Origin of the sequence: Rhabdothermincola salaria (assembly GCF_021246445.1) — a bacterium.
GTDB classification, from domain to species: Bacteria; Actinomycetota; Acidimicrobiia; order Acidimicrobiales; family Acidimicrobilacustridaceae; genus Rhabdothermincola_A; species Rhabdothermincola_A salaria.
In genome coordinates this window covers 219148-242236 of the sequence record NZ_JAJQXW010000003.1, presented here as the reverse complement: position 1 = coordinate 242236, position 23089 = coordinate 219148, and the positions used below count along the sequence as shown (strand labels likewise).

Annotated in this window: 18 protein-coding genes; 12 read left to right on the top strand and 6 right to left on the bottom strand. The window is 72.1% G+C overall.

The window, feature by feature from the left end; all coding sequences use genetic code 11:
• Nucleotides 1-104 precede the first annotated feature (104 nt).
• The gene (locus LUW87_RS14370) at nucleotides 105-1349 is read right to left on the bottom strand and encodes an amidohydrolase family protein (protein ID WP_232671883.1); all 1245 of its coding nucleotides are present in this window, start codon (nucleotides 1347-1349) and stop codon (nucleotides 105-107) included.
• 229 nt (nucleotides 1350-1578) lie between these two features.
• Here LUW87_RS14370 and LUW87_RS14365 point away from each other — a divergent pair, with 229 nt between their 5' ends.
• The 3 genes from LUW87_RS14365 to LUW87_RS18495 are packed head-to-tail and all read left to right on the top strand — an operon-like array spanning nucleotide 1579 to nucleotide 4263.
• Nucleotides 1579-2775 carry an acyl-CoA dehydrogenase family protein gene (locus LUW87_RS14365; RefSeq protein WP_232671882.1) on the top strand — a complete coding sequence of 399 codons (1197 nt, stop codon included), beginning with the start codon at nucleotides 1579-1581 and terminating at the stop codon, nucleotides 2773-2775.
• Between the two features lie 5 nt (nucleotides 2776-2780).
• Nucleotides 2781-3800 carry an acyl-CoA dehydrogenase family protein gene (locus LUW87_RS14360; protein ID WP_232671881.1) on the top strand — a complete coding sequence of 340 codons (1020 nt, stop codon included), beginning with the start codon at nucleotides 2781-2783 and terminating at the stop codon, nucleotides 3798-3800.
• 7 nt (nucleotides 3801-3807) lie between these two features.
• The gene (locus LUW87_RS18495; protein WP_232671880.1) at nucleotides 3808-4263 is read left to right on the top strand and encodes a GNAT family N-acetyltransferase; all 456 of its coding nucleotides are present in this window, start codon (nucleotides 3808-3810) and stop codon (nucleotides 4261-4263) included.
• 5 nt (nucleotides 4264-4268) lie between these two features.
• Here LUW87_RS18495 and LUW87_RS14350 read toward each other — a convergent pair whose 3' ends face one another.
• Nucleotides 4269-5480 (bottom strand): hypothetical protein, encoded by a 1212-nt coding sequence (locus LUW87_RS14350; protein WP_232671879.1) that lies wholly within the window; start codon nucleotides 5478-5480, stop codon nucleotides 4269-4271.
• 132 nt (nucleotides 5481-5612) lie between these two features.
• Here LUW87_RS14350 and LUW87_RS19345 point away from each other — a divergent pair, with 132 nt between their 5' ends.
• Nucleotides 5613-6920 (top strand): hypothetical protein, encoded by a 1308-nt coding sequence (locus tag LUW87_RS19345; protein WP_232671878.1) that lies wholly within the window; start codon nucleotides 5613-5615, stop codon nucleotides 6918-6920.
• Nucleotides 6921-6995: 75 nt separating this feature from the next.
• On the opposite strand, the gene LUW87_RS14340 is transcribed toward LUW87_RS19345, so the two are convergent.
• From LUW87_RS14340 to LUW87_RS14330, 3 genes are all read right to left on the bottom strand, one after another.
• Complete coding sequence (locus tag LUW87_RS14340) at nucleotides 6996-8459, bottom strand: aldehyde dehydrogenase (RefSeq protein ID WP_232671877.1); 1464 nt, start codon at nucleotides 8457-8459, stop codon at nucleotides 6996-6998.
• Between the two features lie 153 nt (nucleotides 8460-8612).
• Nucleotides 8613-10244 carry an acyl-CoA synthetase gene (locus LUW87_RS14335; RefSeq protein WP_232671876.1) on the bottom strand — a complete coding sequence of 544 codons (1632 nt, stop codon included), beginning with the start codon at nucleotides 10242-10244 and terminating at the stop codon, nucleotides 8613-8615.
• Between the two features lie 105 nt (nucleotides 10245-10349).
• Complete coding sequence (locus LUW87_RS14330) at nucleotides 10350-11747, bottom strand: WS/DGAT/MGAT family O-acyltransferase (RefSeq protein WP_232671875.1); 1398 nt, start codon at nucleotides 11745-11747, stop codon at nucleotides 10350-10352.
• Between the two features lie 117 nt (nucleotides 11748-11864).
• Between LUW87_RS14330 and LUW87_RS14325 the strand changes: the two genes are divergently transcribed.
• The 8 genes from LUW87_RS14325 (at nucleotide 11865) to pgi (ending at nucleotide 22435) form a co-directional block, all read left to right on the top strand.
• Nucleotides 11865-13124, top strand: coding sequence for an alpha/beta hydrolase (locus LUW87_RS14325; protein ID WP_232671874.1), 1260 nt, complete (start codon nucleotides 11865-11867; stop codon nucleotides 13122-13124).
• Between the two features lie 61 nt (nucleotides 13125-13185).
• Nucleotides 13186-13764, top strand: coding sequence for a hypothetical protein (locus tag LUW87_RS14320; RefSeq protein ID WP_232671873.1), 579 nt, complete (start codon nucleotides 13186-13188; stop codon nucleotides 13762-13764).
• Nucleotides 13765-13877: 113 nt separating this feature from the next.
• Complete coding sequence (locus LUW87_RS14315; protein WP_232671872.1) at nucleotides 13878-15527, top strand: ABC transporter substrate-binding protein; 1650 nt, start codon at nucleotides 13878-13880, stop codon at nucleotides 15525-15527.
• Complete coding sequence (locus LUW87_RS14310; protein WP_232671871.1) at nucleotides 15524-18025, top strand: bifunctional acetate--CoA ligase family protein/GNAT family N-acetyltransferase; 2502 nt, start codon at nucleotides 15524-15526, stop codon at nucleotides 18023-18025. Before LUW87_RS14315 ends, LUW87_RS14310 begins: the two co-directional genes overlap by 4 nt.
• A gap of 9 nt (nucleotides 18026-18034) precedes the next feature.
• Nucleotides 18035-18655 (top strand): class I SAM-dependent methyltransferase, encoded by a 621-nt coding sequence (locus LUW87_RS14305; RefSeq protein WP_232671870.1) that lies wholly within the window; start codon nucleotides 18035-18037, stop codon nucleotides 18653-18655.
• A gap of 127 nt (nucleotides 18656-18782) precedes the next feature.
• Entirely contained in the window at nucleotides 18783-19817 is a 1035-nt protein-coding gene (gene gnd / locus LUW87_RS14300) for a phosphogluconate dehydrogenase (NAD(+)-dependent, decarboxylating) (RefSeq protein ID WP_232671869.1), read from the top strand.
• A 38-nt stretch (nucleotides 19818-19855) separates the two neighbouring features.
• Nucleotides 19856-20770: an aldose 1-epimerase gene (locus LUW87_RS14295; RefSeq protein WP_232671868.1), complete on the top strand. Its 915-nt coding sequence runs from the start codon at nucleotides 19856-19858 to the stop codon at nucleotides 20768-20770.
• A 24-nt stretch (nucleotides 20771-20794) separates the two neighbouring features.
• Entirely contained in the window at nucleotides 20795-22435 is a 1641-nt protein-coding gene (pgi, locus tag LUW87_RS14290) for a glucose-6-phosphate isomerase (protein ID WP_232671867.1), read from the top strand.
• 70 nt (nucleotides 22436-22505) lie between these two features.
• On the opposite strand, the gene amrA is transcribed toward pgi, so the two are convergent.
• A complete protein-coding gene (gene amrA, locus LUW87_RS14285; protein ID WP_232671866.1) occupies nucleotides 22506-23087 on the bottom strand; it encodes an AmmeMemoRadiSam system protein A in 582 nt (193 codons plus the stop codon).
• Nucleotides 23088-23089 lie beyond the last annotated feature (2 nt).

Here is a 23089-nt window from a genome sequence, read left to right as displayed (position 1 = left end):
ACGATGGCCCGGCAGACGTCGCCGGGCCATCGTCGTCGCAACCGACATGAGGGGTCGCCAGGGCGGCGATCGCCCACCGCCGGTTCGCCCGGCCGAGGGTCGTCTCAGTCGAGATCGAGGCTCAGCATGCGGATGGCGTTGCCGCGGGCCAGCTTGTAGACGTCCTCGTCGGAGAGGTCGGTCACCATGTCGGTGAAGACCTGCTTGGTGTCGGGCCAGGTGGAGTCCGAGTGGGGGTAGTCGGTCTCGAAGGTCACGTTGTCCACGCCGACGTCGGTGAGGTTCTTGAGCCCGAAGTTGTCGCGGAAGAAGCAGGCGAACACCTGGCGCTTGAAGTAGAAGGACGGCGGCTCCGGCACGGCCTCCTTGTCGAAGGCCCAGCCCCGGAACTCCCTCCACACGCTGTCGGCGCGCTCGAGGGCGTAGGGGATCCAGCCCATCTGGCCCTCGGAGTAGGCCAGCTTCAGCGTGGGGTAGCGCACGAGGATGCCGGAGAAGATCCAGTCGGCCAGCGAGCCCATGGCGTTGTTGAAGCTGAGGGTGGCCTGCACGCCGGCGGGCGCGTCGGGTGAGGTGGCCGGCATGCGCGACGACGAGCCGATGTGCATGTTGATGACGGTGTCGGTCTCGGCGCAGGCCTGGAAGAACGGGTCCCAGTAGCCGGTGTGGATGCTCGGCAGGTCGAGGAACGGCGGGATCTCCGAGAAGGTGACGGCGCGCACGCCGCGAGCGGCGTTGCGGCGGACCTCCTCGGCGGCGAGGTCGGCATCCCACAGGGGCACGATGATCAACGGGATGAGGCGGCCCTGGCCGGCACCACCGCACCACTCCTCGACCATCCAGTCGTTGTAGGCCTTGACGCACAGCAGAGCGAGCTCGCGGTCCTTGGCCTCGGTGAACGTCTGCCCGCAGAAGCGGGGGAAGGTCGGGAAGCAGAGCGACGCCTCGGTGTGGTTGACGTCCATGTCCTCGAGGCGAGCGGTCTGGTCCCAGCAGCCCTTGCGCATCTCTTCGTAGGTCACGGGCAGCAACGTGCGCTCTTCGGGGGGGAACCCGACGGCGGTGATGATGCGCCGCATGGGGACCTTGAGGTCCTCGTAGCACCAGAAATCGGCCCACTTCCCCTCGGCGGAGTCCCCGTCGACGATGTCGAAGCTGTACTGCATGCCGTTGAACTGCAGGTTGGCCACCCGCAGGCGTTCGAGGCGGGGGCCCACGGCCTTGTACTTCTCGGGCAGGCGGTCCTGCCACACCCCGGCGGGCTCGATGATGTGGTCGTCGACGCTGACGAACCGGGGGATGGTGCGGGTGCTCTCGGTGGCGGTGGGCTCGGGGGCGGTGAGCGTCACGGGGTCTCCTGGTTCGTGTCGGTGGCCGGGGCCGTACGGGGGGCCGGTGAGGGCCGTCCCGGGCGTGGACCACAGTGTAGGAGAAAACCTGACGACCCGTCAGGTCGTGACGGATCGCACACCGGGCCGGGTGCCCGCCGAGTGCCCGTGGGATCTGACCGTTCGTCAGATGGTGCCCTACGATCGCCGATGACCCCACGAGGGACTGCGACACCCAGCGGAGCGCGCCATGGACCTGAACTTCACCGACGCCGAGGAGGCCTTCCGGGCCGAGGCTCGAGCGTGGCTCGAGGCCAACGTGCCCCACGGCCTTCCGTCGGGTGACACCCGCGAGGGTTTCGACCTCCACGTCGAGTGGGAGAAGAAGCTCTTCGACGCCCGCTGGTCAGTGGTGTCGTGGCCCGAGGAGTACGGCGGACGGGGCGCCACGCTGTGGGAGTGGTTGATCTTCGAAGAGGAGTACTACCGCGCCGGTGCCCCGCAGCGGGTCACCCAGAACGGCATCTTCTTGCTGGCCCCCACCATCTTCGAGTTCGGCACCGACGCGCAGAAGTCCCGGTTCCTGCCGGCCATGGCCGCGGCCGACGACCTCTGGTGCCAGGGGTGGTCGGAGCCCGACGCCGGCTCGGACCTGGCCGGCATCAAGAGCCGCGCCGTGCGTGACGACGCCGCCGGCGGGTGGCGCATCTCCGGGCAGAAGACCTGGACCACCCGCGGCGCGTTCTGCAACTGGCTGTTCGGGCTGTTCCGCACCGACCCCGAGGCCGAGCGCCACAAGGGCATGACGTACCTCATGGTGCCCCTCGACGCCGACGGGGTCACCGTGCGGGGGGTCGGGCGACTCGACGGCGACGAGGGCTTCGCCGAGGTCTTCTTCGACGACGTGTTCGTCGCCGACGACCTGGTGCTCGGCGAGGTCGACCAGGGCTGGGGCGTGGCCATGGCCACCACCTCGTCCGAGCGGGGTCTCACGCTGCGCTCGCCCGGTCGGTTCTGTGCCGCCGCCGACCGCCTGGTCGACCTGTGGAAGCGCCGCTCGGCGCTGGCTGCGTCGGGCGACCCCGCCGCGGTGGCGGCCGGTGATCCGGCGCTGCGGGAGGACGTGGCCCAGTCCTGGATCGACGCCGAGGCGTACCGGCTGGCCACCCTGGCCGACGTCACCGGCATCGTCGAGGGGCGTCCGCAGGGGGCCCGCTCGAGCCTCACGAAGATCTTCTGGTCCGAGCTCGACGTGCGCCTCCACGAGACCGCCCTGGCGCTGCTCGGCCCGTCCGCCGAACTGGTCGACGACTCCCCGAGCGCGGTCGACGGCGGGGCCTGGATGAAGGGCTACCAGTTCTCGTTGTCGGGCCCCATCTACGCCGGCACCAACGAGATCCAACGCAACGTCGTCGCCGAGCGCGTGCTCGGCCTTCCCCGAAAGTAGGCGCTGTGCGCTTCGCCTTCACCGACGACCAGCTGCTGTTCCGCGACGCCGTCGCCGACCTGCTGGCCAAGGAGTGCCCGCCCGACGTCGTGCGAGGCGCCTGGGACGACGAGACCGGCCGCCGCCCCGAGCTGTGGGCCGCGCTGGCCGAGATGGGGGTGGTCGGCCTCACCGTGCCCGAGGCCCACGGCGGCTTCGGGCTCTCCGAGCTGGACCTGCTCCCGATCCTCACCGAGACCGGACGGTTCGCCTTCCCCGGCCCGCTGCTCGAGACCACCGCGGTGGCCGCCCCCCTGCTGGCCGAGAACGCCAGCGCCGACATCGCCCAGCGCTGGTTGCCCGGCATCGCCTCGGGTGAGGTCGTCGCCACCGTCGCGCTGGCCGGGCAACCCTTCGTCCCCGACGCCCAGCTGGCCCACGTGCTGATCGCCCAGCGTGACGACCGGTTGGTGGCGGTGGCCACCGATCGTCTGCGCCTCACCCCGGAGACGTCGGTCGACGGGGCCCGCCGCCTGTCCCGGGCCGACTGGGACGTGGCCGACGAGGCGCTGATCATCGACGGTGAACCCGGTTGGCGAGCCGCCAACCGCGCCTTCGATCGCGGAGCCGTCGCCGCCTCGGCGCAACTGCTGGGCCTGGCCGAGCACCTGTTGGCCGTCACCGTCGAGTACGTGGCGGCCCGCAAGCAGTTCGGGGTGCCGATCGGGACCTTCCAGGCGGTCAAGCACCACCTCGCCGACTGCGAGCTCAAGCTCTCCTTCGCCCGGCCCCTCGTGGCCAGGGCCGCCTACTCGCTGGCGCACGACCTCCCCACCATCGAGCGCGACACCTCGGCGGCCAAGGCCATGGCCTCCGACGCCGCCGCCTTCGTCGCCCGCCAGGCCCTCCAGTGCCACGGCGCCATCGCCTACACCGTCGAGTACGACGTGCACATGTGGCTGAAGCGCATCTGGGCGCTCACCGCCGCCTGGGGCGACGCCGCGTGGCACCGCCGGCGCGTCGCCCACCTCCTGCTCGACGACTGACACGGCCGTGATCCGCCCCGCTCGGCGCGACGACCTCGCCACCATCGGCGAGCTCATCCGAGCGCTGGCCGACTACGAGGACATGGCCGCCGACGTGGTCTGGACCCTCGACCAGCTCGACGAGCACCTCTTCGGCCCGCAACCAGCGGCCCAGGTCACCCTGGCCTGCGACGACACCCACGGCGGGGTGGTCGGCATGGCCCTGTGGTTCCGGACCTTCTCGACCTTCCTGGGGCGCCCCGGCATCTGGCTCGAGGACCTCTTCGTGCGCCCCGAGGCGCGCGGACGAGGCCACGGCCTCGCCCTGTTGCGCCACCTCCGATCCCTCACCGACGGACGGGTCGAGTGGTCGGTGCTCGACTGGAACACCCCCTCGATCGAGCTCTACGAGCAGCTCGGGGCCCGGCCGCTCGAGGGGTGGACCACCTACCGTTGGCTCGGCGATGGCCCCGGTGGCGCCTGATCACCTCAGGGCTCGTCCGCTCCCAGCACGACGTGGGCCAGCTCGGCGGGCACCCCGGGGGTGTCGTCGTAGTCGGTGCCCGAGCCGCTGCACGGCGGCCCCTGGCCGGAGTTGCGGCCCAGCTCGTCGGTGAGCTTGGGGTTCTTGGCGCTGAACACCCCCCACGGGCTCTCGCACCCGGGCACCACCCAGGCGTGGGCCATCCAGGCCCTCGAGCCGTCGTTCTTGATGCCGCCTCGCGCCGCGCACTCCTCGCTGGACGTGCCCTCGCCGCCCACGACCAACGACCCCCGCACGCAGAGGCCGATGTGGCGGTGGTAGTCGGTGTTGCCGCCGGCGAAGCCGGCCGTCGGCGGCGTGTCGGCGCTGCCGATGAGGTAGTAGCTGAGCCCGACCAGCTGGGCGTCGTCGCCGTTGCCGTCGTAGAGCAGCATCTCCGGCGCGCCGACGTCGAACGTGGTGTCGACGAGCCCGAAGTTCATCCAGTGCGAGGCGATGCCCGGGATGTAGGTGGTGACCATCACGTAGCCGGCGTCGCGGGCGTCGGCCGCGGTGGGGTGGCGGGCCGCCACCGCGGAGGCCTCGGCCAGCTCGGTGCGCAGCTGTTCGCAGACCTGGGGATCGGTGATGGGGGTCCAGGCCTGCGGGCCGTCGTGGTCGTGGTCCTCGGCAGGGGCGGTGGTCGGGCCCGGGTCGGCCCCGGCGACCTCGCCCTCACCGATGCCGGCGGCCGGATCGGCGCCGGCGTGATCGTGATCGATCGCACCGCCGTTGAGGTCGACCCCGTGCATCACCGCCTCGCGGTAGTAGGCCGCCGGGTTCACGTCGAGATCGCAGCGCGGTGCCTCGGCGGCGACGGTGGTGGCGTCGTGGTCGTGGTCCGGGTTCGGGTCCGGCGAGCTCGACGCAGGGGCACCGGCGAGGCTGGACGAGCCGGCGCCGACCAGCCCTCCGACCACCAGCGCCATCGCCACCGCGGGCGCCCCGAACTGGGCCAGGCGGCGCCCCGGGCCGGTGTCGCCCGTCGTGGCGTACAGGCGAGGGCCGAGGAGGGCCAGCACCGCGCCCAGGCCGACGGCGACGAGACCGGCGACGAAGAGCAGGTGACCCACGTCCTGCGTCCCGAGCACGCCGTCGGGGCCGCGACCGTCGGCCGCATGGCTCCAGGCGTCGAGCGCCAGCCCGCCCACCTGGGCGGCCGCGCCCGCGCCAACCATCGTCAGGCCGATCCTGCGTGGGTCCATGGACGTCGCCCCCAGGGCTCGCGGACCATTCGAGGGTAGTGGCTCTTCCCCGCCGGTGGCTCGCGTCGGAGCGGCGCCTGCGCCGAGCGCCGCGATACTGGGGCCGTGCCCACGCCCCCGACCGTCGCCGATCTGCTCGCTCGATGCCTGCTGGCGCAGGGGGCCCGCCGGGTCTTCTGTTCCTGGGCGCACCCTCCGGCGCCGCTGCCCGGCCTCGACGTCATCGAGGTTCCCAGCGACGCGCTGGCCACCGTGCTGGCCGACGCCGACGGGCGGTCGGTCACCGGGGACGCCGCGGGCCCCGGCGTCGCCCTGCTCTCCGACGCCCGGTTGCGCCTGACGTCCCAACCCGGCCTGGTCGTCGAGGCTCATCCGGTCGCCGACCCATCCGAGCTCCCGCTGCTCGTGGCCGGGTGGAGCCTCGGCGAGGTGCTCACCGCCTCCGAGATCGACCTGGGCGGCCTCGACCTCACCGCCCCGGCTCCTGAAGGGGTCGAGCCGCTCGACGTCTCGGCCGCCTCGGACCAGCTGGTGGCCCTGTCCCCCTCGCTCGCCGGCTTCTCGATGGTGCTGCTCGTCGGGCCCGGTGTGGTCCGGGCCGGCCAGGCGCCGGCCGTGGCCGAGGCGGCGAGGCGCACCGGCGCGGGGGTCGTGGCCACCCCCGGGGCGGTGGGCGTGCTGCCCCTCGACGACCCGGCCTGGCTGGGGGTGGTGGGACTCCAGGCCGACGACGCCGTGCGCAGCGGACTGGCCGACGCCGAGCTGGTGGTGACCGCGGGCATCGACCCCGCCGAGGCCCCGCCGCTGGCCGACACCGTGCAGGTGCTCGAGGTCGAGCCCTGGCACCTGGCCTTGATGGCCCGCCACTGGCCCGAGGTGGCCGAGCGGGCTCCGGGAGGATCCGACCTCACCCGGGTCCTCGCCTCCCTCGTCGACCACGCCTCCGACGCCGCCGGTGGTCTGGTCGCCACCTCGGCGGAGACCCTCGGGCTGCTGCCCGTAGGTGGGGTCGTGGCCGCCGATGCCGGGCCGGCCGGCCTGTGGCTGGCCCGGGGCCTGTTCCCCGGCGCGGCCACGGTGGTGGTGCCCGCCCGCCCGTGCGACGGGTTCGCCGCGGCCACCGCGTTCGTCGCCGCGCTCGACGATCGCCCGGCCCTGGCGGTCACCGCCGCACCGGTGACCGACCTGACCAGAGCCGTGGTGGACCTGGCGGCGGAACGGGACCTCCCCCTCGTCGTCGAGGTGTGGGGTGGCGCCCCCGCTGGAGGGGACGGGCGCCTCGTCGACCGGCTGGAGGAGGCGGCCCGGTCCGGCGGACGGTCCTGTGCCGCCGTGCCGGTCGATCTCTCCGGCAGCGAGGTGCTGGTCGAGGCCCTCGGTCCGGTCTCGGCCTGGCGGGAGCACGGGGGCTGATCACGGACGCGACGAGGGGCCGGCACGGAGCCGGCCCCTCGACGGTCGTCCTGTGGCGGCCTCGGCCGCCGAGTGTCAGCCTCCGATGGGAAGGTCGATGCCACCGGGGAGCGAGATGGTCTTGTCCTCGCAGAAGGCGTGGATGCCCTCGGGGCCGAGCTCACGGCCGATGCCGGAGTTCTTGAAGCCGCCGAAGGGGCCGTTGAAGTCCATGCCCTGGGTGGTGTTCACCGCGAAGGTGCCGGTGCGCACCTTGCGGGCCACGTCGATGCCCTTGGCGATGTCGGTGGTGTACACCGCGCCGGCCAGGCCGTAGTCGCTGTCGTTGGCGATGGCGATGGCGTCGTCGAGGGTGTCGTAGGCGATGAGCGACAGCACCGGGCCGAAGATCTCCTCGCGGGCGATCGTCATCGAGTTGTCGACGTCGGCGAACAGCGTCGGGGCCACGAAGTGGCCTTCCCCGAGGCCTTCGGGAAGATCGCCGCCCACGACGACGGTGGCGCCTTCCTCGCGGCCCTTGGTGATGTAGCCCTCGACCCGGACCTTCTGGCGGTCGGCGATGAGCGGGCCCACCAGGTTGTCGGGGTTGGTGGGGTCGCCCACGACCTGAGCCGACACGGCGGCGGCGAGGGCGTCGCGGATCTCGTCGTAGCGGCTCCGCGGGGCCAGCACGCGGGTGAGGGCGACGCAGGCCTGGCCGTTGTTCATGAGGCCGCCACCGATCAGGTGCGGGATGGTCTCCTCGAGGTCGGCGTCCTCGCACACGATGGCGGCGGACTTGCCGCCGAGCTCGAGGGTGCAGCGCTTGAGCTGCTCGCCGCAGATGGCGCCGATCTTGCGGCCGGCGGCGGTGGAACCGGTGAAGCTCACCTTGTCGACGTCGGGGTGGCGCACCAGGTGCTCGCCCACCTCGCGGTCGGCGGCGACGATGTTGACGACACCGGCGGGCACGCCCGCCTCGACGAGGATCTCGGCGAGCACGTTGGCGTCGAGCGGGGTCTCGGGAGCGGGCTTGAGCACGATGGTCGAGCCCGAGGCCAGCGTCGGGCCGAGCTTCAGGCAGGTGATGAACAGCGGCACGTTCCAGGGGATGATCCCGGCGGCCACGCCGACCGGCTCGCGGCGCACGATGATCTGGCCGCCGAGGGCGCCGTCGCGGCGCTCCTCGAAGGCGAAGGTGCGGGTGTGGGCGGCGAAGGCCTCGAGGATCATCGCTGCGGCGAGGACCTGGCCGAACATCGAGAAGTAGAACGGCGAACCGACCTCTTCGGTGATGAGGCCGCTGAAGTCCTCCTGGCGGGCCTTGATGCCGTCGGCCACCCGCTGGATCAGGTCGGCGCGCTGCTCTTGGGTCCAGGTGGACCACTCGCCGGTCAGGGCCTCCTTGGCGGCGGCGACGGCACGGTCCATGTCGGCGGGGGTCGACACCGGCACGGAGCCGACGATCTCGCCGGAGCTGGGCGAGGTGACCTTGAGCGTGTCGGAGCCGGCGGGATCGACCCACTCGCCCCCGATGAAGAACTTGTCATAGGTGTGCATTGCATTCCCCCTGTGTCGGCGGCCGGGTGCCGCCGTGGTGGCGTGTGGTGGAGTGGGTGGCGTGCCGGCCACCCGTGGGTGGCACTCGACACACGTTCGTCACTGTAACGCCGCTACGCCCGGGGTGTCCCCCCGGGCGACGGGCGGGTGCGGTCAGCTCGCCGCTTCGGCCAGCTTCTTGGCCCACGGGTAGTCGGGCTTGCCGCTGGGCGAGCGCTGGATGCTGTCGACGAGGTGGAGGGTGCGGGGCACCTTGTAGCCGGCGAGGTGCTCGCGGGCGTGGGCGGCCAGCTCCTCGAGCTCCAGGCTCGCACCCTCGCGGGGTTGCACGACGGCGGTCACCTTCTGGCCCCAGCGGTCGTCGGTGATCCCCACGACCAGGCAGTCGTACACCGCCGGGTGGGACTTGAGCACCTGCTCGACCTCCTCGGGGTACACCTTCTCGCCGCCGGTGTTGATGCAGACCGAGCCGCGGCCGAGCAGGGTGATGGTGCCGTCGGCCTCGATCGTGGCGAAGTCGCCGGGGATGGAGTAGCGGTTGCCGTCGGGGCCGATGACGAAGGTCTCGGCGGTCTTCTTCTCGTCCTTGTAGTAGCCGAGGGGGATGTTGCCGCCCCGGGCCAGGCGACCGATGACCCCGGAGCCGGGCTCGACCATGTTGAGGTCGTCGTCGAGCACGTGGGTGTCGTTCATGGCGTTGACGTTGAGCCCGCCGCTCTTGGCCCCCACCGTCTTGGGCGGCTCACCCTTGGTGACGACGATGGTGCCGTTGAACCCGCCCTCGGTGGAGCCGATGGAGTCGGTGATGATGAGGTTCGGGAAGGTGTCGAGGTAGCGGTCCTTCACGGTCTGGCTGAAGATCGCCGCCGTGGAGGAGATGGCGAACAGCGACGAGATGTCCGGGGTCTCGCCCTTGGCGTCCATGTCCTCCCACGCCTCGATCATGGGGCGGGCCATGGCGTCGCCCACGATGAGGATGGCGTTGACCTTCTCGCGCTCGATGGTGCGCCAGACCTCGTAGGGGTCGAACTTGGGCAGCAGGACCGCGGTGTTGCCCTGCAGCATCTGGCCGATGGTGCCCACGAAGGCGGCCCCGTGCATGAGCGGGGGGATGTTCATCATCACCGTCGGGGTCTTCTCGGGCGCCTGGCGGGCGTGGTGGTACTCGTCGGGCACCCGTTCGCGGGTGGCCATGTCGATGCCGCCGGCGAGGGCGTAGAAGATGTCCTCGCTGCGCCACATCACGCCCTTGGGCATGCCGGTCGTGCCGCCGGTGTAGATGATCACCTGGTCGTCGCCGCTGCGTTCGCCGAAGTCCCGCTCGGGGGAGTTGGCGGCCAGGGCGTCGGCGAGGTCGGTGGCGCCCAGCTCGTCGGTGGTGCCGCTGCCGTCGTCCATGCGCACGAGGGTCTTGAGGAGGGGCAGCTCGTCGCGGACGTCGGCGACGAGGGGTCCGAACTGGGCGTCGTAGAACAGCGCCACCAGGTCGGCGTTGTCGAACAGGTAGCGCAGCTCGTCGGCCACGTACCGGAAGTTGATGTTGACCGGGACGGCTCGGGCCTTGATGACCCCCAGCAGGGCCTCGACCCACTGGATGCTGTTGAGTCCGTAGATGCCCACGTGGTCGCCCGGCTGGACGCCGGCGGCGATGAGGTGGTGGGCGAGGCGGTTCCCGGCGTCCTCGAGCTGGGCCAGCGTGCGGTGCTCGCCCTCGCACGCGATGCCCACCCGGTCCGGCACCGTGTCGACGGTGTGCTCGAACATGTCAGCGAAGTTGTAGGCCATGCGGCCGATCGTACGACACTGTGGCCGGGGTCACGCCAGGCTGCGTCACGCCCCCGTTCGTGACGCGCCCCCGCCGGGGAACGCCGGATCCGGCCCGCCGGGTCGTCAGGCCAGGCCGACGGCCTGGCGCAGCGCGGCGTAGGCCGCTTCGACGTGCTCGACGACCTCCCACGCGTCGGGGACGAGGGCGCTGGCGGTGAGCAGGCCGATGTCGAGGTGGCCGTCGTAGCTCATGACGGTGAGGTTGAGCCCCATCGACTCGGCCACCGGGCCCATCGGGTAGAGCCGCAAGGCCTTGGCCCCACCCAGGTAGATGGGCACGGGCGGACCCGGCACGTTGGAGACCACGGCGTTCACCGCCGGTCGGTGGCGGTCGGCCATGCCCGCCCGCGAGTAGAGGTCCCACACCATGCCGGTCGTGAGGGGGTCGACCATCTCGGTGAGCTGGACGAGGGTCGACTTGCCGACGATCTGCTGCTCGCGCTTGGCCGCGGCCGAATCGGCGGTGGTGAGCTCGAGGCGTCGGCGGGGGTCGGCGACCTCGGTGCGCAGCGGCTCGAACATCACCGCCACCATGTTGTTGAGGTCGCCGAACTGGTCCTCGCGCCGCACGGACACGGGCACGGCGGCCACGAGCGGCTGGTCGGGGAGGGCATCGAGGTCGAGCAGGTGGGCACGGAGGGCCCCGGCGGTGATGGTGAGCACCACGTCGTTGAGCTTGGCGCCGGTGGCCTGGCGGATCTCCTTGACGCCGTCGAGGGGCAGGCGGCCGAAGGCCATGGAACGGCCGGCCGTGATGGCCCCGTTGTAGGGCGTCGGGGGTGCGGTCATCGGCGTGCCTCCCGCCGGCTCGCCTTCGAGGCGGAGCCGCCGGATGGCGTCGGTGGCCCAGCCCACCCGCCCCAGCGCTCCGATCCCCGCCACCGTGCCTCGCACGCGGTCGGCGATCGACCACCCGAGCAGCTCGAGCTCGCCCGGGAGGGTGGCGGACGGGGTCTGCGGGGGCTCGATGGGCTCGGGCTCGGGGGCCAGGCCGAAGAAGGCCGGCATGAGGTCGGCGCCGGACACGCCGTCGACCACGCAGTGGTGGACCTTGCCGGCGAGAGCGATGTGCCCGCCCTCGAGGCCTTCGACGACCCAGAACTCCCAGAGGGGTCGGCGACGGTCGAGGGGGCGGCTCACCAGGTCGGCCACGAAGTCGGCGAGGGCCCGCTCGTCGCCGGGCGGATCGAGCCGGGCCAGGTGGATGTGGTGCTCGGGCCGATAGTCGGCGTCGTCGACCCAGACCGGATGGTGGATCCGGAACGGGACGTCGACGACCTTGCGCCGGAGCTTGGGGACGAGCGGCACACGGGCCGCGATGTGGCTGCGCATCTCCTCGAACGAGTAGCCCCCGGGCACCGTGGACGGGTCCAGCACCGCGGTGAAGGCCACGTTCATCGGCATGGACCGCGTCTCGAAGTACAAGAAGGCGGCGTCGAGACCGCTGAGTCGCTGGGGCATCGGTGCCTCGCTCGGCGACGGAGGGATGGGAGGCGCAGTCTTGCACCGGGAGCGCGTCGTCGCCGGGCCGGCGGGCGACCCGAGCGAAACGCCCCCACCCGAGGGCACACTGGGGTGATGTGGGCATCGTGGTTGCTCCTCGTGCTCAGCGTCGTGGCGGTGGCCTTCACCGTGAACGCCTTCCGTCCCATACGCCGCAACCGGCTCCTCTTCGTCCCCTCGTTCTTCGCGTCGGCCGTGACCATCGAGCTCTCCGCGCTGTTCCTGCCGGTGGGGCTGGTGCTCACCGGCGCGCTGGTGTGGGCCGGTGCCCTCCAGCACTGGGCCGGCTGGGTGGGGCTGGTGCTGGCGGCGGTGAACTGGGTGGCGATGGTGGTCATGGTGCTGCGCAGCTGGGGTACTGCCGGGGTGGCCTCGGAGGCGTTGGCCGCGCTCACCGACGAGGCCCCCGAAGCGGGCCGCCTGGCGATCCGCCGACGCAAGGACATCCCCTTTCGCCGCGTGGCCGGCCGCGTGCTGCGCCTCGACGTGTTCGAGCCGGTCGATCCGCCGCCCCCGGGTGAGCGTCGTCCGGCGCTGCTGCAGATCCACGGCGGGGCCTGGGTGATCGGGGACAAGCGGGAGCAGGGCATCCCCCTGCTCAAGGCCATGGCCAAGCGGGGCTGGGTGTGCTTCAACGCCAACTACCGGCTGAGCCCGGGTGCCACCTGGCCCGACCACCTCATCGACCTCAAGCAGGCGCTGGCCTTCATCCGCGAGCACGCCGACGAGTACGGCGTCGACCCCTCGTTCGTGGCCGTCACCGGCGGCTCCGCGGGTGGGCACCTCGCCTCCATGGTCGCCCTGACCCCGAACGACCCCCGGTACCAGCCCGGCTTCGAGGACGCCGATACGTCGGTGCAGGCGGCGGTGCCCTTCTACGGGGTCTACGACTTCACCAACCGCGACGGCACCATGCCCGACGAGTTCGTGCAGTGGTTCCTGCAGCCCATGATCGTCAAGGCGTTCCTCGACGAGGAGCCCGAGAAGTTCGCCTCGGCGTCCCCGCGGGACAACCTCCGTGGTGATGCGCCGCCGTTCCTCGTCATCCACGGCGACTACGACACCCTGGCGCCGGTCCAGGATGCCCGTCGCTTCGTCGACGAGCTGGCGGCGGTCTCCGACAACCCGGTGGTCTACATCGAGCTGCACGGCGCCCAGCACGCGTTCGACCTGGTGACCACCATCCGCAGCCGTCGGGTGGTGAGGGCGGTGGACAAGTTCCTGTCCACCCTGTGGGTGCGCCATCAGGCCGGTCACGAGCCCGACGACGCCGAGGCCGGCGAAGAGGGCCTCCCCGGCCCGGCCGAGGGCGCCGACGTGGTGGCCAACGGCTGAGGGGCGATGGGAAGAAGTTCCCATCGACGAGACGCCGCCGGGCTGCGTACCGTCGGCCGCCATGATTCGACGTGGTCTCCTCGCCCTGGCCCTTGCCCTGCTCTTCCTCACCGCCGCCTGCGGCGGAGACGACGACGGGGTCGCAGCGACCAGCGACGCCAGCAGCGAGGTCGCGGCGACCAGCGATGCCGACGGCGGCGTCACCGTGACCGGCGACGGCTTCACCGCCACCTTCCCGGGCGAGGTCGAGCGACGCAGCGACCCGGTCCAGGTCGCCGGGGTCACCGAGCCGATGAGCGCCGAGAGCTCCACGTGGGAGACCGACTCGGAGGCGCTGAGCATCATCACCACCGTGCTGCCGCCGGGCCTCGTCGATCCGCAGCGGGTGTCCGAGTTGCTGGAAGGCACGGCGATGGGCATGGGGGGCACGACGGATCCGGAGTCGCCCCTGCTCGACGCCGACGGGTCGTTCCAGGGACGCGAGGCCGTGGCGTTCGAGGTCGTCGACGGCGACCTGGTCACCTCCGGCGTGGCCTTCCAGGACGGCGATCGGCTGGTCCAGGTCCTCCACCTCGGGCGAGTCGGCGAGGAGTCCGACCGCCTCGAGGTCCTCCTGGACGGGTTCTCCTTCACCGGGTGAGCATCTGAGCCCGGCGGCCGTGGTCGGCCGCCGGGGCGCGAGCTGCCTATGGCACACTGAGGCACTCGGTGGGCGCGGCGGGGCACTGTCGGGGTCGACGTGGGAGGGCACGTGTGAGCGTCAGTCGCAGCTGCGTCATCAGGGTGCTGAGCGTGTGCCTCGGTGCGGCGTCGGTGCTCGGCGCGTGCGGTGGGGACTCCTCCGACGCAGGCCCCGCCCGATCGGCCGAGGTCGACCTCGACCAGGTCGCCGAGTACGAGAACCCGCCTCGGCTCGGGGGGACGTTGCGCGTGGGCCTCAATGCCGAGACGGACGGGTGGAACCCGGTCGCCAACCGGTGGGCCAGCTCCGCGTACATCGTGGCCAACGCCGTCTTCGACCGACTGGCGGCCTACGACCCCGAGGGGAACCCCCAGCCCTACCTGGCCCTCTCGCTCGAACCGAACCCCGATGCCACCGAGTGGCTCATCGGCCTGCGGCCAGGGGTGCTGTTCCACGACGACACGCCGCTCGATGCCGATGCGGTGAAGACCAACCTCGACGCCCATCGGGCCTCGCCGCTCACCGCCACCGCCCTGTTGGCCGTCGAACGGGTGGAGGTCGTCGATCCCCTCACCGTGCGGGTGGTGATGAACCAACCGTGGGCGACCTTCGATCACACGCTCACGGCCCAGACGGGGGTGATGGCTGCGCCCAGCATGCTCGCCGACCCCGACGGCGCCCGGAACCCGGTCGGCACCGGCCCCTTCACGTTCGTGGACTGGGTGCCGGACTCCACCCTGCGCGTCGAGGCCAACCCGACCTACTGGCGTGAGGGCATGCCGTACCTCGACGCCGTGGAGTTCAGGGTGCTCGCCGACCCGTCGTCGAGAGCGGCCGCGATTCGATCGGGCAGCGTGGACGTCGTCGAGACCAACGACCCGGCGTCGATCCTCTCCCTCGCCGAGGAGGCCCGCGACGGCACCTTCCAGGTCTTCACCGGCGACCCCGAGGACACGAGCGTGACCATGGTCGCCCTCAACCTGGCGGCGCCCCCCTTCGACGACCCGCTCGCCCGGCGCATCGTGGCCACCGGCACCGACCGCCAGAGCAGCTCCGAGATCGGGTACCTGGGGCTCTTCCCCCCGGCCGAAGGGCCCTTCGACCGCTCCTCGCCCTACTTCGCCGAGACCGACTACCCCGCCTACGACCTCGAGGAGGCCCGTCGCCTCCACGAGCAGTACCAGGCCGAGAACGGCGAACCGCTGTCGTACACCATCCACATCCCGTCGACCCCCGAGATCCGGGCCGTCACCGAGGCCGCCCAGGAGCGCTTCCGCAGCATCGGCGTGGAGATGGTCATCGAGACCATGGACCAGGCGACGCTCATCGCCGACGCCCTCAACGGCAACTACCAGGCCACCGGGTGGATCCTGTTCGGCGACCCCACCCTCGACCGCTCCTACTCCTTCATCGCCGCCGGCACGGTGCGACCGCCCGGGCAGCTCTCGCTCAACTTCGCCCGCAACGACGACGCCGCGCTCACCGCCGCGCTCGACGAGAGCCGGGCCGCACCCGACCTCGAGACCCGGGTCGAGGCCTACCGGGTCGTGCAGGAGCAGCTGGCCGATCGTCTCCCCTACGTCTACCTGGTGCGCCAGCGGTTCGTGATCGTCACCACCCCCTCCGTGCACGGTCTGGCCGACTGGACCTTCCCCGAGGGCGCCCCGGGGCGCCGCACACCGGCCCAGCTCATCACCGCCGGGGCGTGGCTGTCCCCGTGACCGCGACGCCCTTCCCGCCCCACTGGGACTTCGACGTCGTCCTCGCCGATGGTGGCACCGTCCACATCCGCCCCATCCTCCCGAGCGACACCGAGGCCTACCTGCGGTTCTTCCACCGCTTGTCCCGCGAGACCCGCTACTACCGGTTCTTCTCCCCCAAGAGCGAGCTCACCGACGACGAGGTCCGCTTCTTCACGACCGTCGACTTCGAGGCGCGGGTGGCGTTGGTGGCCGTGGTGGGGGGCGAGATCATCGCCGTGGCCCGCTACGACCGCCTCGACGACCGCCCGGTGGGCGAGGTCGGCCCCGACGCCGAGGTGGCGTTCACGATCGACGACCACCACCAGGGCCGGGGCCTGGGGACCGTGATGCTCGAGTACCTCGCCGCCGCCGGACGCGAGAACGGCATCGGGCGCTTCGTGGCCCAGACCCTGCCCGACAACCGGCGGATGATCCGGGTCTTCCACGACGCCGGCTACCAGACCGTCGACCGCTTCGCCGACGGCGTGGTGGAGGTCGAGTTCCCCATCGCCTCCACCGACGCAGCTCGCGACGCGGTCGAGCGCCGCGAGCACCGGGCCGAGGCCCGATCGATCGAACGGATCCTGCGGCCGTCCTCGGTTGCGGTCATCGGGGCCAGCGCCGACCCGGACTCCACCGGCTACCGCCTCTTCACCCACCTGCTGGCGGGCGGGTTCGCCGGACCCGTCCACCCGGTGAACCCCAACACCTCCCACGTGGCCAGCGTTCCCGCTCATCCCGACGTGCTGGCCGTCCCCGGCGAGGTCGATCTGGCCGTGATCGCCACCCCGGCCGAGGCGGTGGCCGGGGTGGTCGCCCAGTGTGCCGAGAAGGGGGTCATGGGGCTGGTGATCATCTCGACGGGGTTCGCCGAGACGGGCCCGGAGGGTGCCGAGAGGGAGCGCCAGGTCCTCGCCGCGGCCCGGCGCGGCGGCCTGCGCATCGTGGGGCCCAACTCCATGGGCGTGGTCAACACCCACCTCGGCCTGCACGCGACCTTCGTCCCGGTGCAACCACCCCGGGGGCGGTTGGGCATCCAGAGCCAGTCGGGGGCGGTGGGCATGGCCCTGCTCGAGTGGGCCACGCGCCGGGGCCTCGGCGTGTCCTCGTTCGCCTCCGTCGGCGACAAGGCCGATGTGAGCGGCAACGACCTGCTGCAGTACTGGGAGGACGACCCGGACACGGCCGTCATCTGCTTGCACCTCGAGAGCTTCGGGAACCCCCGGAAGTTCGCCCGCATCGCCCGCCGGGTGTCGGCCAGCAAGCCGGTCGTGGCGGTGAAGTCGGGCCGACGGCGGGGCGCCCCCGACGGCGGCGGCCCCGACGGGCCGGTCGACGCCCTGTTCGCCCAGACCGGGGTCGTGCGCGTCGACACCATCGACGAGCTCTTCGATGTCGCCTCGGTGCTGGTGGACCAGCCGCTACCGCGGGGCGACCGCGTGGCGGTGGTGGCCAACGCCCGCGGGGTGGGGCTGCTCGCCGTCGATGCCACGCTGGCCGCGGGCCTCCGCCTGGCCGACCTGGGCCCGGAGGCCGGTGGCACCGGCGAGCTGGCGGCGTGGGCGGTGCCCGCAGCGAGCGGGGTGCTGCCCCTGCCGGTGCTGGCCGAGGCCGCCCAGTACGCCGACGCCATCGGCCGGGTTCTCGCCGACGACACCACCGACATGGTGCACGTGGTGGTGACCCCGCCCATCGGTGGCGACCACGAGGCGATCGCCGAGGCCATCCGGGCCGCCGCCTCCGCCGGCGACAAGCCGGTCGTCGTGACCCACCTCTCGGCGTCGTGCCCCCCTGCGGCCCTGCTCGACGAGCGCGACCAGCCACGCGTCCCCGTGTTCGACTCGCCCGTGGCCGCGTCGGCGGCCCTGGCGCGCGTGGCCGGCTACGCCGACTGGCGGCGCCGGGAGCCGGGGCCGGTGCCGGAGCCCGACGGCCTCGACCGGGCCACCGCCCGCCGTCTCGTCGACGAGGCCCTCGCCGGGGCGGACGGCGAGGTGGTCCTCGACGCGGCCACCGCCCGTTCCCTGCTGCGCGGCTACGGGATCGCCGTCGCCGCCGGAACCGACGCTCGCGACGTCGGGGGCGAGGGGGTGGTCACCACCGTCAGTGTCGTCCAGGATCGGGCGTTCGGGCCGTTGGTGACCCTGGCCATGGGGGGCGAGGTGGCCGAGCTCGTCGGCGACCGTGCGTCGCGGATCGTGCCGCTCACCGAGCGCGATGCCGCCGAGCTCGTGCGCTCGCTGCGCCTCGCCCCCCTGCTGTTGGGCCATCGCGGTTCGCCGCCGCTGGCGGTCGATCGCCTGGAGGACCTCCTGGTGCGGGTGGGTGTGGTCGCCGACGAGCTGCCCGAGGTCGTCGAGCTGCACCTCGCACCAGTGGCGGCCACCGCCCGCGCGGTGGAGATCGGAGAGGCGCACGTGGTCCTGCGTCGCCCCACCCCGGGCCTGCCCGAGCTGGTCCGCCGGCTCCGCACGTAGTCTCTCGCCATGGGCTTCTACGAGGCGCAGGTCCTCCCGCGGGTCATCGACGTGATGTGCGGCAACGCCGAGATGGAGAAGGTCCGGCGCCCGGTCGTCGACGGCCTCTCCGGCACCGTCCTCGAGATCGGTTTCGGTTCGGGTCCCAACATCGGGCTCTACCCGGCCGCCGTCACCGACGTCCTGGCCGTCGACCCTGCGCTGGTCGGGCGCCAGTTGGCCGAGAAGCGCCTGGCGGCCCACCCCGACAGCCCACCGGTCACCTACGTCGGCCTCGACGGCGCCCACCTCGACCTGCCCGACGCGTCGGTCGACCACGCCCTGTCCACCTGGACCCTGTGCACCATCCCCGACGTGCTCGGCGCCCTCCACCAGGTCCGGCGGGTCCTGCGCCCCGGGGGGAGCTTGCACTTCGTCGAGCACGGGATCTCCGACGACCCACGTGTGGCGCGCAACCAGCATCGCTTCGAGCCCGTCCAGAAGCGCCTGGCCGGGGGCTGCCACATCACCCGCGACATCCCCGACCTGCTGCAGGCCGCCGGGTTCCGTCTCGAAGAGCTGGCCCGGTTCCAGCTGGCCGGGCCCAAGGTCATGTCGGCGATGTGGTCCGGCGTGGCCGTCCCCGTCTGAGGCCCGCCTCCCCTCGTTCATCTGTTCGCAACCGCACCGGCGCGCCCATCGGTGCCACGATGGGGTCCGCCGGGTGTCGGCTGGACCCTCACCCGGGGGACGATTCGTCGACGAAGGGGAATGCACCATGCAGCTCGGGATGGTCGGACTCGGCCGGATGGGGGCGAACCTGGTCCGTCGCCTCGTGCGCGACGGACACACGTGCGTGGTCTACGACGTGAACGACTCGGCGGTCACCGAGCTGGTGGCCGAGAGCGACGCCATCACCGGTGCCTCCGACCTCGACGACTTCGTGGCCAAGCTCGACGCCCCGCGCGCCGCGTGGGTCATGGTGCCCGCCGCCTACGCAGGCGACACCGTCCACGATCTGGCCGGTCGCATGGACGCGGGCGACATCGTCATCGACGGGGGCAACACCTACTACCGCGACGACGTCGACCGAGCCGAGGCGCTCGCCCCTTCCGGCGTGCACTACGTCGACGTCGGCACCAGCGGTGGGGTGTTCGGCCTGGAGCGGGGCTTCTGCCTCATGATCGGGGGAGAGGTCGAGGTCGTGGCCCACCTCGACCCGGTCTTTCGCACCATCGCCCCGGGAGTCGGGGGGATCGACCGCACCCCGGGCCGCACCGGCGACCCGACACCCGAGGAGATGGGCTACCTGCACTGCGGGCCGGTCGGGGCCGGTCACTTCGTGAAGATGGTGCACAACGGCATCGAGTACGGGGTGATGGCCGCCTACGCCGAAGGCCTCAACATCCTCGCTCACGCCAACGCCGGCAACGAGCACCGCGAGGTCGACGCGGAGACCACCCCGCTGCGCGATCCGCAGTACTACCAGTACGACATCGACAACACGGCGGTCGCCGAGGTCTGGCGGCGCGGCAGCGTCATCGCCTCGTGGTTGCTCGATCTCACCGCCGCCGCCCTCGTCGACGATCCCGGCCTCGAGACCTTCGCCGGTCGGGTGAGCGACTCGGGCGAGGGTCGGTGGACGTCGCTGGCGGCCATCGACGTGGGGGCTCCCGCCCACGTGCTCACGGCCGCGTTGTACGAGCGCTTCGGCTCGCGGGGCGAGGCCGACTTCGCCGACAAGGTCCTCTCGGCGATGCGCAAGCAGTTCGGCGGCCACGACGAGAAGCCGTCGACCGCGCCTGGGGCCTGACCAGCGCGGTGGTCATCTCGACGGTCCCCGTCTCCCTCGTGCCGACCGAGGTCGAGGGGCACGGTGCGTTCGTGCTGCAGGCCGGTCCCACCGAGTTCACGGTGGTGCCCGGGTTGGGGCTCCTGGGCACCTCCCTTCGCCACCGTGGACGCGAGTTCCTGGTCCTGCGGGGCCAGGCCGAGGCGGTGCTCGCCGGCCACACGACCGGACTGCCCCTCCTCGCGCCCTGGGCCAACCGGATCGGCGGCGACACCTACAAGGTCAACCGCACGCGCGTCGACCTGTCCGATGCGCCCGGCCTGCACCGTGACGCCAACGGCCTGCCCATCCACGGGACGATGATCGGTCGGGCCGGGTGGGTGGTCGACCGGGCCGAGGCGCTCAACGGCTACGCCCGGCTCAGCGCCCGCTTCGACGCCGCCGCCGCCGACGAGGTCATGGCCTCGTTCCCGTTCCCCCACGAGATCACGGTGGGCATGCGGGTCCGTCCGGGCGATCTCGACGTCACCACCACGATCACCGCCACCGGGCGGCGTTCGGTGCCGGCGTCGTTCGGATGGCACCCCTACTTCCAGCTGCCCGGCGAGGATCCGGCCGATCTGCGCGTGCACCTGCCCACCGGCGACCGCCTCCAGCTCGACGACCGGATGTTGCCCTCCGGCGAGGAGGAGACGGGCTACTCGCGCAAGGCACCCTTGGTCGAGCCGGGCTACGACGATGCGTACCGCCTGCGGGCCAACCACCGACTGCTCACGGTGTCGGGGCGCAGCCGCCAGCTCACCCTCGCGATGGACCCCGGGTACGAGTACGGGCAGGTCTACTCGCCACCGGGCGAACGTTTCGTGGCGCTCGAGCCCATGGTCGCTCCCATCAACGCGTTGGGCGACGGCCTCACGCCGATGGTGGCGCCGGGCGAGAGCTACCGAGCCCGCTTCCGCATCACCCTCCTCTGACCGCTCACCACCTCGGAGCCCACGATGACCGCCACCCCAGACCCCATCGAGTCCACCCCGGAGTGGGCTGCGCTCGTGGCCCACCACGACGAACTGGCCCCCCGCCACCTCCGCAACCTGTTCGCCGACGATCCCACCCGTGGCACCCGCCTGGTGGGCGAGGTGGGCGACCTCTACGTGGACTGGTCCAAGCACCGGGTCACCGACGCCACCATGGCCCGCCTCCTCGACCTGGCCCGGCGGGCGGGCGTCGAGCCGTTGCGCGACGCCATGTTCGCCGGTGAGCCCATCAACGTCACCGAGCACCGGTCCGTGCTCCACGTGGCCCTGCGGGCCCCGCGCGACGCGGTGATCCGCGACCACGACGGCCACGACGTGGTGCCCGGTGTGCACGAGGTGCTCGACCGCATGGCCGACTTCAGCCGCCGGGTGCGCTCGGGCGAGTGGACCGGTCACACCGGCAAGCGCATCCGCGCCGTCGTGAACATCGGCATCGGTGGCAGCGACCTGGGCCCGCACATGGCCCACGAGGCCCTGGTGCCCTTCGCCGACCCCGACCTCGCCGTGCGCTTCGTGTCCAACGTCGACGGCACCGAGTTCCACGAGCTCACCCGCGACCTCGACCCGGCCGAGACCCTGTTCATCATCGCGTCCAAGACGTTCACCACCCTCGAGACGATGACCAACGCCCACACGGCGCGGGCGTGGTCGCTCGCCGCGCTCGGCGACGAGGCGGCGGTCGCCAAGCACTTCGTGGCCGTGTCGACCAACGCGGAGGAGGTGCGGGCGTTCGGCATCGACACCGCCAACATGTTCGGCTTCTGGGACTGGGTCGGCGGTCGCTACAGCTACGACTCGGCCATCGGTCTGTCGCTCATGATCGCCATCGGGCCCGAGCGGTTCGAGGAGATGCTCGCCGGGTTCCGCACCGTCGACGAGCACTTCCGCACGGCGCCGCTCGAGCAGAACCTGCCGGTGATCCTCGGGCTGCTGGGGGTCTGGTACGCCAACTTCTTCGGCGCCGAGACGCTGGCCGTGCTGCCCTACAGCCACTACCTCGGGCACCTCACCCCGTACCTCCAGCAGCTCTCCATGGAGAGCAACGGCAAGTCGGTCGATCGCTGGGGGCGGCCGCTCGGCACGTCGTCGGGCGAGATCGTGTGGGGTCAGCCCGGCACCAACGGCCAGCACGCCTTCTACCAGCTCATCCACCAGGGCACCCGGCTCATCCCGTGCGACTTCATCGGTCTGGTGCACCCCCCGCACGAGGTCGACGGCCACCAGGACGTCTTCATGGCCAACTTCTTCGCCCAGCCCGAGGCGCTGGCCTTCGGCAAGACCGGCGAGGAGGTGGCGGCCGAAGGGGTGGCACCCGAGCTGGTGAGCGCCCGCACCTTCCCCGGGAACCGGCCCTCGACGTCGATCCTGCTCCCCGAGCTCACCCCGTCCACGCTCGGCCAGCTCGTCGCCCTCTACGAGCACAAGACCTTCGTGCAGGGGGCGGTGTGGGGCATCAACAGCTTCGACCAGTGGGGGGTGGAGCTCGGCAAGTTGCTGGCCCAGAACATCATCGGCGAGCTCACCGCCGACGCCGAGCCCGATCTGGCCCACGACAGCTCCACCAGTGCGCTGATCCGTCGCTATCGCGCCGCCCGTCGGACCTGAGCGGCCCCCCATCCCCGTCGCCGGCGGAGCGGCTCGAACCGCCGACCGATCCACCGGGTGACGGCGGGGGTCAGGCGTCGTCGAACTCGGTGACCTGGTACCGCTCGACGACGAGGTCGCGCGGCCAACGGCGGGGAGGCAGACCGGCCTTGTGCCACAGTGCGTCGAGGAACTCGTCGGTGTCGCCCACCTGGGCCCAGACCGACGGCAGGAACGTCCCGCGGCCTTCGGCGCTCGTGAGCAGGACGCCGTCGACCCCCGGGCGCAGCGCGGCGGCCAGCTCGACTCGATCGCGGACGTCCAGCGGCTCCAGCGGCCCGAGGACCGAGATCTCGACGTCCATGCGCGGCCAGTCGTCGTCCGTCACTGCCGGGAGGCGGGGGTCGCGGAAGGCGGCGTCGTAGGCGTGGGCCGCGACGTCGTCGGCCAGCGAGCGGTGGGCCTCGATCGAGCCGATGCAACCGAGGAGGCGGCCGCCGCGGCGCAGGGTCACGAACGCCGCTCCCGGGAGGCCGGCCCCTTCCGGGACGGTTGCCGGGTCGGGTAGGACCAGACCGTGCCCGTCCAACGCCGAGCGGACGGTCGACCGGGCCAGGTCCAGCAGCCAGTGCTGCAGCGGCGGATCCAGCTGCGGGGTCGGAGCGCGGGACACGC